Here is a 12,008-nt window from a genome sequence, read left to right on the forward strand (position 1 = left end):
CCGCAGCCGTGCAGGTAACCCGCGCGCCGCGTCCAACCCCCGCCCGGGTACCGCGCCGACCCGGTGTCCTGATCTCGTTCGTACGGGGCACCCGTCCGCTCACGCGACGGGCCACTGCGAGGTCCGCCGTGCTGAGGTCCGCCGTGCTCAGGACGGAAGACGGGAGGTGATCGTCGTGTCGACCATGCAGCCACCCCTTGACCGCGGCAGTGCGCACGGCAGCGACGAGCCGGTGAGCGAGCTCGTGCAGCGTGCCTCGCGGCAGCTGACGGAGCTGGTACGCGGCGAGCTGAGGCTGGCAGGCGGAGATGAAGGAGAAGGGCGAGCACTACGGCAAGGGCGGCAGCCTGTTCGGCGGCGCCGGTGTGGTCGGCTTCCTGACGCTGCAAGCCCTGGTGGCCACCGCGATCGCCGCGCTGGTGGTGCGGCTGCCGGTGTGGGCTGCCGCTTCGATCATCACCGCGGTGCTGGGTGTGATCGCCGCGGTGCCGGCCATGAGGGGAAAGAAGCAGGTCGACCAGGCCGCCCCGCCCTCACCCGAGCAGACGGTCGAAAGCGTGAAGGCCGACGTGGCCAAGATCAAGGAGAGTGCACAGCGATGACCCAGCCGCCCCACGACGAGCCCACGGCCTCCAGCCCTGAGGAACTGCGTGAGCAGGTGGAACAGACCCGTGCCGAACTCGGGGAGACGGTCGAGGCGCTGGCGGCCAAGACCGACGTCAAAGCCCGCTCCCAGGCGAAGGCAGCCGAGGTCAAGCAGCAGGCCGCGGCCAGGACTGGGGAGCTGAAGGTCGGTGTCGCGCGGATTTCGGCCCGGCTGCGGGACAGGCTTCCCGACCAGGCGAAGGACAAGGCCGCATCCGCCGCCGGGCAGGCCCGAGCCCAGGCGGCGCAGGCCACCCACCTGCTCCAGGAGAAGGCACCTGAACCGGTGCGGCAGAGGGCGACCCAGGGGGCACAGGCGGCGCGGGACAACCGCACCCTGCTCCTGACGGCAGCCGGCGTGGCCGTCCTGGTGTGGCTCGCACGCCGCGGCCGGAAGGGGTGAAAGGGGTGAGCGGATGAAAGCCTCGAAGATCGCCTACAAGCCGGTCGGTCTCGCTCTGGGAGCCGTCAGCGGCGTGCTTGCCAGTGGTCTGTTCAAGCAGGCGTGGAAGATGCTCGGTCACGACGAGGACGCTCCCGACGCCACCGACGAGGACCGCACCTGGACAGAGGTGCTGCTCGCCGCCACTCTGCAGGGAGCGATCTTCGCTGGGGTCAAGGCCACCGTCGACCCTGCTGGCGCCGCCGCCCCGCCGCCTGACCGGCACCTGGCCCGACTGACGCGAAACGAGCAGGGGGGTGCCGGTGCGACGTGGACACCGGCCCCCCTGCTTGCAGGCCTTCCTCGTCCTCGCCGGCGCCGGGGCTGGAGCGGCGGAGGGCACCCGTGCGGACCCTGGTGCGCACCGCTCCCTTGCGGCCGTGCCCCGGTGTATTCCTTTGGTGGCGTCACCGGGCGGCTGCTGTGCGCCCGGTTACCTCCCGTCGGTATGACCACAATTGGACTACGTCTTGGTGCAGATCTCCACGTCTTCGTGGCGGCTCGCCGCCGCCGCGGCAGCCCTGGGCCTTTCATGCCGCATCGGCGGCACTGAGCTGCACGCCACCAGTGGTGCAGCCCGTCAGGAACGGCGCGGTCGGGGGCGATGGCTGGGTCTACGTGAGCTGGTAGGCCGGACTTGCCACGCGAAGATCGTGCCGTTGTGCCTTGCGGCATGTCCGGTGGGCCGTGTTGGCTCATCGGAGGTGCCCTTTGCCGCTACCCCAATGGCATGTCAGTTGTCCAATTCAGCGAACCCTGGCGGATGCAACCGAGCGTTTACTTCGAGTCGCGACGGGTGGTCTCGGCTGTCACTCTTGTCCGTGATCGCGCGGCGGTGCCGCAGTTCAGCGCGGACGATCCGGTGGGGTGGGCCCGGCCCGCACTGACGCCGGGCGGTCTGCGATGGGGTCGGCCGGAGCCCGGGCGGAGAGTCGTGATCGTGTAAGCGGGCATCGGCTCGTCGGCCTGAAGTGCAGCGGCCTTGGCGAGTAACTGCCGTCAACCCTGTGGCGGGTTCTCGCGTCGGCAACACGCCGGCCTGAAGCCGATCCCGCAGGGTTGTGTGGACAGTTCGGTCCTCCCAAGATGACACGGCGGTTTCGGCGTCTGGTTCCGGATGTCTCGCCGTCCTCCGACAGGCGGGAAGCCGGCTCGGCTGATGCCGATGGGTGATGGCACTGGAGGATATGGGTGATACCGCACGTACAGCTGCCGGGAATCGCGGCCAACTGGACCTCGAAGGACCGGGCGGCGATCGCTGCCGCCATCGGCGGCGACTGCCGGCTCAAGGGATTCTTCTTCGCCCACAATCACGGCATTCCCGCCGACTTGTTCAGGGACGTTTACGCGGAAATGCGGCGGTTCTACCGACTGCCCCAAGCGGAGAAGAGCCAGTTCGACGCCACAGAGCAATCCCAGTTCCTGGGCTACCGCGGGCTCGGCAGGGAACGCAGCCGCACCCACGGCGGCACCGAGTCATGCGAGCAGTACCGGGTCGGCAACACCACCGGCGAACTTCCCTTGCCCGTGTCCGCGGACTTCTACCACGCGCTGTTCCCGAAGTCCCTGGAGCTCTTCCACCACTTGACTCACCTGGGTGACGGAATCCTCGCCGCCTGCGCGCTGGATCTGGGGCTGGAGGAGAACGCGTTCATCGGCAAGGGCACCCCGCTGCACCGGTTGGGCCTGAACTACTACGGTGCGACCCGCCCGGCCGCTGCCGGCTCCGCTGCCGGCTATGCAATGTCACCGCACATCGACCTGTCCTCGCTGACCATCCTGGACCAAGACGAAGCGGGCTTGGAGGTCCGTGAGCCCGACGGGCAGTGGCTGGAGGTCCCCGCCGTGCCCGGCGCGCTGTTCGTCTTCCTCGGGGATTACGTGCAGCGGTTGGTCGAACGGACTGCACCGGGCGGCCCCACACCGGGTCAGCACGGTGCGCCGCGACCGGATGTCGATTCAGTACAAGCACCGGCCGGACTACGGCGTCGTCGTGCGGCCGCTGGACGCTCTCATCAGTCCGACCAGTCCACCCGCATACGCACTGCTCAACACCGGCCCCGACTACGTCGCCGTGCTGAGGTCGATTCTCGCCAGGTGACTTGCCGGGTGGAACCCCCGGATGCAGTGATCGCGCGATGAGCCGATGGCCCAACGAAGCGGCAGCGCACCTTGCGTCAGCCGAACCGACACCGATGTAGATCAGTAACCGCGGTGGCTCGCCGGCGTTGGTTGCACTCCGTTCACGTGCCCCACCGCTCCATGAGGTGCGGCGAGGCCCGGGCTTCACCCATTCTCATCCACGACGAGCGGCTGACCTGTGCGGACTCGCGGGAGTACTGATCGTGACGGCCGGAGCGGTACCGCCCCGTCCCGCGCGACGGCCGAAACCATCCGCCGGGTCCCGGCACTGCCGAGCACCGACCGGGGGCACTGTGCCGACCGCCCCGCACAACGCGGCGTCCTTCTTGACCCGGCGCACAGTCGATCCCGTCCGGGGCTTCCTCCCGTCCGGGGTTTCCTCCCGGCCGAGGACCCGGTCCAGCGGCTCCCCCTCGGCCTTCGAGGCGTGGGAGGAACTCACCGCGGAACTTCCCAGGCTCCTCTGCGCCGGCCGGCTACGCAGGGCGATCCATGACTTGCCCCTGCTGGACGCCACGCAGTTGGAGGGTGCCGCGAAGCACGACCGCGCCATGCTGCTGCTTTCCTACCTGGGCCATGCCTACGTCTTCGGCGAGAAGAATCCTTGCGATGCAGTTCCGGAACCCATCGCCAGGCCGTGGCACCACGTGGCCACGGTTCTCGACCGGCCACCCGTGCTGTCCTACGCCTCCCACGCACTCGCGAACTGGCGAAGGCCGGACCGGCTTCAGCCCGTAGGGCTGTACAACATCGCCCGGCTGGAGAACTTCCTCGAAGGAGTGGACGAGAACTGGTTCGTCCTCGTCCACATCGCCATCGAGGCGCTGGCCGGACCCGATCTCATGGCGGCTGTCGCGGCACAGGACGCGGTGACGGCGAACGATCCGTTCGGCCGTGACGGCAAGGCTGGAGACCGTCGCCGACACGATGGAGAACATGGCGGCCATGGCTCAGGCGCATGCCCGAGAAATGCGATCCGTACATCTCCTAAACGCGCGCTCGGCAATTCACATTCGGATGGATGGAGAATCCCGCGCTCCCCGAGGGCGTCTTTTACGAAGGAGTCGTCGCCTGTGGCGGCCGACCCCAGCGGTTCCGGGGCGAGACCCGGTGCGCAGAGCTCCGTCATTCCCGCGTTCCGGCACTGCCGTGGCCATGGACGGTGTCGGCGTAATCGGTGACGTGCTCAGCCGAGTATGGATGAATGTGCCCAGCACTAGGGACCTGCCAGGGTTTCCTTGACCTCAAGTGTCATTGAGCTTCTAGCGTGGCCTCCAGTTGATCACCTGACGATGGGAGAAGGCGCTCATGATTCTCGTGACGGGAGCGACCGGGAACATAGGCCGTGCTCTGCTGAAGGAGCTGGACGCATGCGGTGCCGGGCCGCTGAGGGGGCTTACTCGTGACGCTGGACGGGCCTCATTCCCCGGGGGAGTCGCGGCCGTTGAGGGCGACTTCGCTGAAATGACTTCGCTGAAGCCCGCGCTGGACGGGGTGCGCTCGCTGTTCCTGTTGTCAGGCATGGGTGCGGAAGCGGAGGTCCTGGCGGCCGCCCGGCAGGCAGGGGTGGAGCACGTGGTGCTGGTGTCGTCCATTACGGTCCAGTCCCATCCGCACCTGGGCCCCGCCGGCGAGAACATGGCCGTCGAGCGGCTGCTCAAGGACAGCGGCATGGCCTGGACGATTTTGCGGCCGACGCAGTTCGCCTCGAACGCCCTGTGGTGGGCGGAAGCGATCCACGAGCACCAAACGGTCCGGGTGCCGTATGCGGATATCGGGCTCCCCACGATCCACCCCGCGGACATTGCATCGGTGGCGCGGGTGGCGCTGACCGAGTCCGGTCACCAAGGCCTGACGTATGCCCTGACCGGCCCGGAGAGGGTGACGGCCCGACAGCAGGTGGAGGCAATCGCGGCGGTACTGGGGCGGGAGGTGCCTTTCGCCGAGACAAGCCGGGAGGAGGCCCGCCGCCACATGGCCACGTTCCTGGGAGACGAGGCCGCAGACGCGGTGCTCGATGTGACGGGCGGGGACGTCAACGACGAGCTACTGAAGGTGCGCGACACGGTTTCACGGGTCACTGGCTCCCCGACCAGGCCGTTCCACCAGTGGGTCTCGGAGAATGCCGCCGCCTTCCGTTGAGTCGCCTGTTCCTGAGCACGTTCATACGTATTCAGTTCGGCACTTTCACGCGCACGTCGACAATCCGGCGAGCGTCGTCCTGCTGGTCTCACTGCCCGACCATCTCATTCAGCTCGGCGAGCGAGGAGACCTCGGGGACGGGGACGAAGTGGTTGCGGCGGAAGTAGCCGATGTGGCCCTCGACTCCGCCCTTCTCGTGGGCGCCCTCGACGCCCGGGCGGCAGGAGAAGTCTCAATGCCGTAGTGCGACTTGAACGCGATCCATCGGTCCGCCTCCGCCCTCGCCCGGCTCAGCCCCAGCACCCGGACACCGGCCGCCTTGAGGTTGTCGTAGCGAACCTTGCTTTGCGGGACACCGCCCAGCGTCCGGAGCGCGTGGACGTCGCCTTCGAAGAACGCCTCTTGGCCGCAGGAGAGGCGAACGCTCGGTGGAGGCCTTGCCGGAATTCGACAGGCGGAAGGAGAACGAGCAGCAGGTCACCAGCTCGCCGGCGAGGCGGATCGTCACGTCACCGAAGTCGACCTCCGCCTCGTGACCGGGCTGGTGGGTCTGCGGGACGAACGCCTCCAGCTAGGCCTTGCCCGAGTCGACCAGGATCTCGGGCTTCCGGGCCGCAACGTAGTAGCGGACCATCCCGTGGGAGACGTCGGCACCGTGCTTCTCGACCAGTCGATGAAAGATCCGCGTGACCGTATGGCGCTGCTTGCGCGGCGCGTCCAGGTCCGCCCGCAGGATCTCATCGATCACCGGCTGTCTGATCGATGAAGGAGCCGATGGCGGGTATGCCCAGGTCGACGACCTGGTGGGGGCGGCGCAACGCGTTGGCGACTTCCTTGAACTGCTCGCGGTCCTCGTCTGTGAGGTCGTTCATGGAGTCTTCGACACGGTGGATGAGCTGACGGAGCTTGCTGACCTCGGTGTCGGACAGGGCTACTGCGGTGCGGGGCCGCGGGGCGAATTCCCCGGAGACCAGGACGTGTTCGCGATCACGCAGGAGGGTGTTGAGGCAGTCCTTGAGTTCGCGCAGGTAGGAGGCGTCGGTGCGGAGGTGGCCGCAGCCCAGGCAGCGGAACCGGAACGGGCAGGCGTGGCCGTCGGCCTCTCCGGGTTCGTGGTCGGGTGCGGGACAGGCGAGGCTTCATGGGCCGCAAGCTGTTCGGGAGTTCCCACAAACGCCGGGCCGGTGTTGGCCGGCAGCCTCGCGATGACCATGGCGATGGCGTCTTCTGCGGTTGCGGCTGGACCGACCGATTGGGTGCGCAATGGGCCGGAGACCCAGTAGCCGCCTGTCTCGGCCGGCTGGATGTAGGGGATGTCCCATGTCCAGCGGCGTTCGGTGCAGCGGCTGAAGTGCAGTTCTCCCATGCCCGTCCAGGGGAAGAGCTGCCGTAGGCGAGGCTCCGCGAAGGCGGCGTTGACGAGTTCGTCGCGGACTCGTCCGTCTCGGCGAACGGCTTGCCAGCCTGCCTCCGTGATCTCGTGGCCAGTGGGATGGCGGGCATACGTGTCTTGGCCATCGAGGGACATGGGTGTCTTCCTCCCGGTGAGAGTGAATCGCCCGGCGGTTGACTTCGGCTGCGTGGGCTGCCCGGTCTTCGGCGGCGGCTCGCTGCCATTTGACGGCGACGGTGATGTCCGTGTCGAGGGTGCGGGCGAAAAGCAGTTGGGCACGACCATCGCCCGCTACGGCCGCGTTGATCTTTGTGCACCGATGAGCTGGGCTATGCGGGAATCGGCCGCCACGGTGCCGTGTTCATCTTCCGGATCCTGACGAACGCGAGGATAGGAACAGTGTCGCCATCGCCTCCAACGGGTCCTTCGGCGGCTGGAACAATACGTTCACCGATCCCCGGCTCTGCGCGGCCATCGTCGACCGCCTCACCTTCGACGGCATCATCATCGAGACCGGCACCGACTCCTACCGCTTGGCCGGCACCCCAGCACGAGCCGAGGAGCCCGCCGAGGCCAGCTGAGTCTGCCGCTACCCGCCTCGCACTCAGGGTGCTCCCGTCAGGTGCTTCCGGTCCCGCCGGCTCGGTCGCCGCGGTGTGTCAATGGGCCTCAAGAGTCGAGCACAGCGGCTACGGCCTCGATCTCGACCAGCTGGTCCTCATAGCCGAGCACGGTGACGCCCATCAAGGTGCTGGGGACGTCGTGGTCAGCGAACGAGTCCCGGACTACCTCCCAGGCAGCCACCAAATCCTCCCGCCGGGCCGATGCGACGAGAACCCTGGTACTGATGACGTCCTGGAGAGACGCGCCGGAGGCAGCGAGAGCAGCCCGCATGTTCTCGACCGCTTTCCATGCCTGACCCGCGTAGTCCCCGATCGCTGCCGTCGAACCGTCCTCGTTGAGGGGACACGCCCCTGCGAGGAAGATCAGGCGGGAGCCGGCGGGCGCCGTGGCCGCATAGGCGTACTCGGCGATGTCGGACAGGTAGGCGGAGCGGATCAGCGTGATGGCACGAGCCATGGTCGTCGGGTCCTTTCCCATCGGGAGCTGAGCGCGAAAACATCGTGTCAACGGCCCGTCGGCACCCGCCTCTTCATTTCTCGCCACCCCCTCAGGAACGCCGTCGTTTCCGGTCGGCGCCCGTGGGCCGGGCGGTCACTGGCTGACTTCGTAACCCGTCGGGAAACGCTGTTGCTTGTGATCAACGAAGCCGTCGACCACGGCCCGCGGCCGGGTCGGGAAGAGGTCGGCGCCAGGGGAGTCGAGTCGGGAGCGGTCTCGCCCGGGTGTTCTCGTCAGGGGGCTTTCGCGAGTACTTCGCCGTGGCCCTGTCGGGGGCGGACGAGGAGGAGAAGGGCCACGACGGCCAGGGTCAGGGCCGTGAGCATGATGGTGGCCATGGGCAGGGAGCTGTCCTCGCCGAAGAGGCCGACCAGCGGGGAGGCGATCGCTCCGCAGAGGAACTGCAGGCCGCCCAGGAGGGCGGAGGCGGCGCCCGGGGCGGAGCGGCCGATGTTCTGGCCCAGGCTCATCGATGCGGGGAAGAGCATGCCGATGCCCGAGGTGACGATGAAGAGGGTGATCCACGTTCCGGCGAAGGTCTCGCCCAGCGTGGCGACGAGCAGTACCTGGGCGAGCGCGCCGGTGGCGGCGGTGGCCACGCTCAGGCTGAGCAGGGTGTTGAGCCGGAAGCGGCGGGAGAGCCTGGCGAAGGCGGTGCCGGCGAGCAGCATGCCCACGGCGTTGACGGCGAAGATCAGCGAGTAGGTGCCGGTGGAGACGCCGTGGACGCGTTCGAAGACGAAGCTGGAACCGCTGATGTACGCGAACAGGGCGGCCGAGGCCGTGCCGAGGACGGCGACGTAGCCCATGAAGGGGCGGTTGCCCAGGAGGCGGCCCATGGCGCGGAAGGTGCCCGTTATGCCGTCGGTGCGGCGGCGCTCGGGCGGGAGCGATTCGGGCACCTTGGTGAGTACGCCGAGCAGCAGCAGGACGCCGACGAGGCTCAGGACGCCGAAGACGGTCCGCCAGGTGGAGACGGCCAGGATCGCGCCGCCGAGTACGGGGGCGGCGACGGGGGCCACGCCCAGGATCTGTGAGAGGACCGCGAAGTAGCGGGGGACGTCCGGGCCGGCGAACCGGTCGGTGATCACCGCGCGGGCGAGAACCATGCCGGCCGCCCCGGCCACGCCCTCCAGGAAGCGGGCGCCGATCAGGACGTAGACGTTCGGCGCGGCGGCGCAGGCGAGGGAGAAGAGGACGAAGCCGGCGGATCCGCCGAGCAGCAGCCGGCGGCGGCCGATGCCGTCGCTGAGGGGGCCAAGGAGGAGCTGGCCGATGACGAGGCCCACCAGGAACGCGGTCATCGTCAGCTGGATCGTGGAACTGCCGGTGTGCAGTGCGGTGCCCATGGCGGGGAAGCCCGGCACGTACATGTCGGTGGCCAGCGGGGCGACCGCGGTCAGGGCGCCGAGGACGGCCAGGAGTCCGCCCGTCCGCCGGGAGGGGGCGGAAGGGGCGGCGGCACGGCCCGGCTTCCGGGTGTCTGCGGGGGAGGGGGGACTGGATACCATGCCCACAACGGTAACAAGTGGTTCACTGGTTTACAAAGGTGGTTCCTGTGCTCCCCTCCGAATCCACTGCCCGCGCCCAGTGGGCTGCCCACGGCGACGGACTCGACACCTCGCCGATGGAGATCGTCGGCCTCCTCAAGCGCATCATGGCCTTGCGTGACAGCGCCGTGGAGCCGCTGTACGAGGGGGCGCCGCTGACCGCCCCCGAGGTCGACCTGCTCGTGCCGCTGCGCCATCTCGACGAGCCGGTCATCGCGCGCCGCATCGCCGAACACCGGGGGATGTCGCGGGCGGGCGTCAGCAAGGCGCTGGCGAAGCTGGAGAAGCGAGGCTTCGTCGAGCGCACGTCCCACCCCGCCGACCGGCGCGCCTCCCTGGTGACCGTCACCGAGGCGGGCAAGGCGGCGATGGACGCCCTGTTCCCCCGCCAGCTGGAGGTCGAGGCCCGGCTGCTGGAGGCGCTCGGCGAGCATCGTGCGGAGGTGCTTCAGGCGCTGGGCCGCCTGGCCGAGGCCATGGAACGCGGCTTGCCCGACGCCACGGCCGCCGCGGAGCACGGCGGGGGCTGACGGGCCGTCTCGGCCGAGCGTTCATCCGGCCGGCCGAGGGTTGTGCTGTGCGCCGCGCCGAGCGTGGCGGTCCGCCGAGGTGGTGCGGCTTCGGGCGGGGTCGAGGGTGCGGGTGAAGCAGTCCTCGACGCCGGTGTCCGTCGGGCCGGCCCACAGGTGGCCGCCTCCCGTGATCAGACGCAGGTCGGGTCCGGCGTCCGCGTCGTGCGGCGCCCGGGCGAGGCGGGCGGCCTGACGGGCGGGACGACGGCGTCGCCGTGTCGTGCGGGATGCAGGGAGGGCGGCGCCGGGGGCGTGACGTGGGCTACGGGGCCGGCGGCCCGGGCGGTGTCCGGCACGGCGGTCGGGCCGCCGCCAGGCTGCCGCCGAGCCGCCGAGCGTCACGGCCTCGTAAGTGGGCGGGGCCCTGCGGGTCGTAGGCGCTCGACGGGAAGTCCTCGGCGAGCGCCGGGAGGCCGGTGGGGGCATGCCAGGTGGCGCAACCGGTGGTGGCGGCCGTGCCGGGGCGGGTGTGGTGGGTGAGAGTGGTGAGTGCGGCCAGGTGGGCGCCCGCCGACTCGCCCCAAAGGAACAGTGCCCGAGGGGTCCGGGCCCAGTTCGCCGGCGCGAGTGTGCAGCCATGCCGGGGCGTCGGCCGGTCGTCGGTCTGGGCGGGGTGCACGGCTTCCCCGCTCAGGCGGTAGGCGGGGCAGGCGACGGCGAACCCGGCCCGCGCCGGCCGGGCGAAGGGCCCGGCTGCCAGGAACGGAAGCGTGGGACCAGGTCGTTCCGCCGCCCGGCGCCGTGCACGAAGACGATCAGTGGCAGCGGCTCGTCGGCGCCCTCCGGCAGTCACGGGTCCGGCACGAGGGGCCGGCTGCCGTCGCGTACGGCGTACACGGCCGCTCGCAGCGGTCGGACCCCCCGGCGCGGGGCGCGCGGTGGGCGGCGGGCGGCAACGGCAGCGTCGTGGGACCGGCCGGGGCCGGCGGGTTCAGGCAAAGCCCCGCGGGGCGGTGGCGGTCATGCGCTCGCCTCCCGCTCAGCGGCCCAAGCGGGGCAGGATCCGGTGGGCGTTGGCGGTGGTCAGGGCCCGGTAGCTGGTGGCGCCTTCGGGGGCGGGGGCGGCGTCGATGCTCCTGACGTGCTCCTCCACGCTCGCCGCGGGCGTCCAGACGTGGTCGCTGCCGTACAGCAGATGATCAGGCTCGGCGAGGGAGAGGAGGGCGGGGAGCTGACGGGGCAGGGCGGGCCCGGCGAGGTCGTAGTACAGGTTGCGCAACTGCTCCACCGCGTCCGGGGCTCCGGAGCCGGCAGGCATGAACATCCGCATGAACCCGTTGATGCGGTCGGCCAGAACCGGCAGGGCGCCGCCGCAGTGCGGCACGATGATCTTCAGGTTCCGGTGGCGTTCCAGGGCGCCAGCCATAAGCAGGTCGGTGACGGTGCGGGCGGTGTCGAAGACGAACTCGATCATCGGCCGGGGGCGGCCGAGGGCGGACTGTTCCCAGCAGACCGGCGAGGTGGGGTGGAGGAAGACGACCGCGCCACGCCGGTCGAGTTCGGCGAGGACCGGCTCCAGCTTCGGGTCGCCCAGGTAGGTGCCGTGGGTGTTGGTCTCCAGGACCACGCCGTCGGCGTCGAGGGTGTCGAAGGCGTACGCGATCTCGTCGAGTGCGCCGTCGGCGTCGGGGAGCGGAAGGGAGGCGAAGAGGCCGAAGCGGCCAGGGTGATCCCGGACGGCCTCGGCGCCGGCCTCGTTGACCTCGCGGGCCAGACGGCGGGCGGCGGTGTCGTCACCGAAGTGCACGCCGGGGGAGGAAACGGACAGCATCGCGGTGTCGATCCCGCAGCGGTCCATCAACGCGATGTGGTCACGGGCGGACCAGGAGGGCCAGGCGGGGACGCCGTCCGGATCCTGGTGGCCGGCGGCCCTGGCCTGGCGGATGTACGAGTCGGTGACGAAGTGCGCGTGCACGTCGACGAGGCCGGGCTCGTCGGTGGGCTGCTTGGGCGTCATGGAGTTTCTTCTCTTCCTGATCCTGTGGGGCGGATTGGGGGGG

12 protein-coding genes and 3 pseudogenes are annotated in these 12,008 nt (G+C 69.7%); 8 read left to right on the plus strand and 7 right to left on the minus strand.

Annotated features, from left to right (window positions below; translation table 11 throughout):
• Positions 1-184: 184 nt before the first annotated feature.
• From ACSNOK_RS07960 to ACSNOK_RS07985, 6 genes and pseudogenes are all read left to right on the plus strand, one after another.
• Positions 185-602: pseudogene (locus ACSNOK_RS07960) on the plus strand (phage holin family protein).
• Positions 599-1,048, plus strand: a complete 450-nt coding sequence (locus ACSNOK_RS07965) for a DUF3618 domain-containing protein (protein ID WP_436779884.1) — start codon at positions 599-601, stop codon at positions 1,046-1,048. The pseudogene ACSNOK_RS07960 and the gene ACSNOK_RS07965 overlap by 4 nt, the downstream one beginning before the upstream one ends.
• Positions 1,049-1,061: 13 nt before the next feature.
• Positions 1,062-1,326, plus strand: a pseudogene (locus ACSNOK_RS07970) (DUF4235 domain-containing protein).
• A gap of 952 nt (positions 1,327-2,278) precedes the next feature.
• Positions 2,279-3,229 (plus strand): 2-oxoglutarate and iron-dependent oxygenase domain-containing protein, encoded by a 951-nt coding sequence (locus ACSNOK_RS07975; RefSeq protein WP_436779885.1) that lies wholly within the window; start codon positions 2,279-2,281, stop codon positions 3,227-3,229.
• A gap of 293 nt (positions 3,230-3,522) precedes the next feature.
• Positions 3,523-4,410, plus strand: coding sequence for a hypothetical protein (locus ACSNOK_RS07980; protein WP_436779886.1), 888 nt, complete (start codon positions 3,523-3,525; stop codon positions 4,408-4,410).
• Between the two features lie 127 nt (positions 4,411-4,537).
• Positions 4,538-5,371 carry an NAD(P)H-binding protein gene (locus ACSNOK_RS07985; RefSeq protein ID WP_436779887.1) on the plus strand — a complete coding sequence of 278 codons (834 nt, stop codon included), beginning with the start codon at positions 4,538-4,540 and terminating at the stop codon, positions 5,369-5,371.
• Between the two features lie 571 nt (positions 5,372-5,942).
• Here ACSNOK_RS07985 and ACSNOK_RS07990 read toward each other — a convergent pair.
• Genes ACSNOK_RS07990 through ACSNOK_RS08000 form a run of 3 tightly spaced genes read right to left on the minus strand, consistent with a single transcriptional unit; the run spans position 5,943 to position 7,049 of the window.
• The gene (locus ACSNOK_RS07990; protein WP_436779888.1) at positions 5,943-6,119 is read right to left on the minus strand and encodes a hypothetical protein; all 177 of its coding nucleotides are present in this window, start codon (positions 6,117-6,119) and stop codon (positions 5,943-5,945) included.
• On the minus strand, positions 6,109-6,243 hold the full coding sequence (locus ACSNOK_RS07995) for a hypothetical protein (protein WP_436779889.1): 135 nt from the start codon (positions 6,241-6,243) through the stop codon (positions 6,109-6,111). Before ACSNOK_RS07995 ends, ACSNOK_RS07990 begins: the two co-directional genes overlap by 11 nt.
• 59 nt (positions 6,244-6,302) lie before the next feature.
• Entirely contained in the window at positions 6,303-7,049 is a 747-nt protein-coding gene (locus ACSNOK_RS08000) for a DUF6193 family natural product biosynthesis protein (RefSeq protein WP_436779890.1), read from the minus strand.
• Here ACSNOK_RS08000 and ACSNOK_RS08005 point away from each other — a divergent pair.
• A pseudogene (locus ACSNOK_RS08005) lies at positions 7,012-7,345 on the plus strand (ATP-binding protein); the annotation flags it as partial. The gene ACSNOK_RS08000 and the pseudogene ACSNOK_RS08005 overlap by 38 nt on opposite strands.
• A gap of 88 nt (positions 7,346-7,433) precedes the next feature.
• Here ACSNOK_RS08005 and ACSNOK_RS08010 read toward each other — a convergent pair.
• Both ACSNOK_RS08010 and ACSNOK_RS08015 read right to left on the minus strand, forming a co-directional pair.
• Positions 7,434-7,844 (minus strand): RidA family protein, encoded by a 411-nt coding sequence (locus tag ACSNOK_RS08010; RefSeq protein WP_436779891.1) that lies wholly within the window; start codon positions 7,842-7,844, stop codon positions 7,434-7,436.
• Between the two features lie 275 nt (positions 7,845-8,119).
• The gene (locus ACSNOK_RS08015) at positions 8,120-9,397 is read right to left on the minus strand and encodes a multidrug effflux MFS transporter (RefSeq protein ID WP_436779892.1); all 1,278 of its coding nucleotides are present in this window, start codon (positions 9,395-9,397) and stop codon (positions 8,120-8,122) included.
• 47 nt (positions 9,398-9,444) lie between these two features.
• Between ACSNOK_RS08015 and ACSNOK_RS08020 the strand changes: the two genes are divergently transcribed.
• Complete coding sequence (locus tag ACSNOK_RS08020) at positions 9,445-9,966, plus strand: MarR family winged helix-turn-helix transcriptional regulator (RefSeq protein WP_436779893.1); 522 nt, start codon at positions 9,445-9,447, stop codon at positions 9,964-9,966.
• 304 nt (positions 9,967-10,270) lie between these two features.
• Here the strand turns inward: ACSNOK_RS08020 and ACSNOK_RS08025 are convergent, their stop codons facing one another.
• The gene (locus ACSNOK_RS08025) at positions 10,271-10,801 is read right to left on the minus strand and encodes an alpha/beta hydrolase fold domain-containing protein (RefSeq protein WP_436779894.1); all 531 of its coding nucleotides are present in this window, start codon (positions 10,799-10,801) and stop codon (positions 10,271-10,273) included.
• A 186-nt stretch (positions 10,802-10,987) separates the two neighbouring features.
• Positions 10,988-11,965, minus strand: a complete 978-nt coding sequence (locus ACSNOK_RS08030) for an amidohydrolase family protein (protein WP_436779895.1) — start codon at positions 11,963-11,965, stop codon at positions 10,988-10,990.
• Positions 11,966-12,008: the final 43 nt, after the last annotated feature.

Origin of the sequence: Streptomyces sp. URMC 126 (assembly GCF_051386555.1) — a bacterium.
Classification (GTDB): Bacteria; Actinomycetota; Actinomycetes; order Streptomycetales; family Streptomycetaceae; genus Streptomyces.

What these genes read in the sequence shown, in the direction of transcription:
- ACSNOK_RS07965 (WP_436779884.1), top strand. Translation starts at nt 599, where the DNA reads ATGACCCAGCCGCCCCACGACGAGCCCACGGCCTCCAGCCCTGAGGAA.
- ACSNOK_RS07985 (WP_436779887.1), top strand. Translation starts at nt 4,538, where the DNA reads ATGATTCTCGTGACGGGAGCGACCGGGAACATAGGCCGTGCTCTGCTG.
- ACSNOK_RS07995 (WP_436779889.1), bottom strand. Translation starts at nt 6,243, where the DNA reads ATGAACGACCTCACAGACGAGGACCGCGAGCAGTTCAAGGAAGTCGCC.
- ACSNOK_RS08000 (WP_436779890.1), bottom strand. Translation starts at nt 7,049, where the DNA reads ATGGTCGTGCCCAACTGCTTTTCGCCCGCACCCTCGACACGGACATCA.
- ACSNOK_RS08010 (WP_436779891.1), bottom strand. Translation starts at nt 7,844, where the DNA reads ATGGCTCGTGCCATCACGCTGATCCGCTCCGCCTACCTGTCCGACATC.
- ACSNOK_RS08015 (WP_436779892.1), bottom strand. Translation starts at nt 9,397, where the DNA reads ATGGTATCCAGTCCCCCCTCCCCCGCAGACACCCGGAAGCCGGGCCGT.
- ACSNOK_RS08030 (WP_436779895.1), bottom strand. Translation starts at nt 11,965, where the DNA reads ATGACGCCCAAGCAGCCCACCGACGAGCCCGGCCTCGTCGACGTGCAC.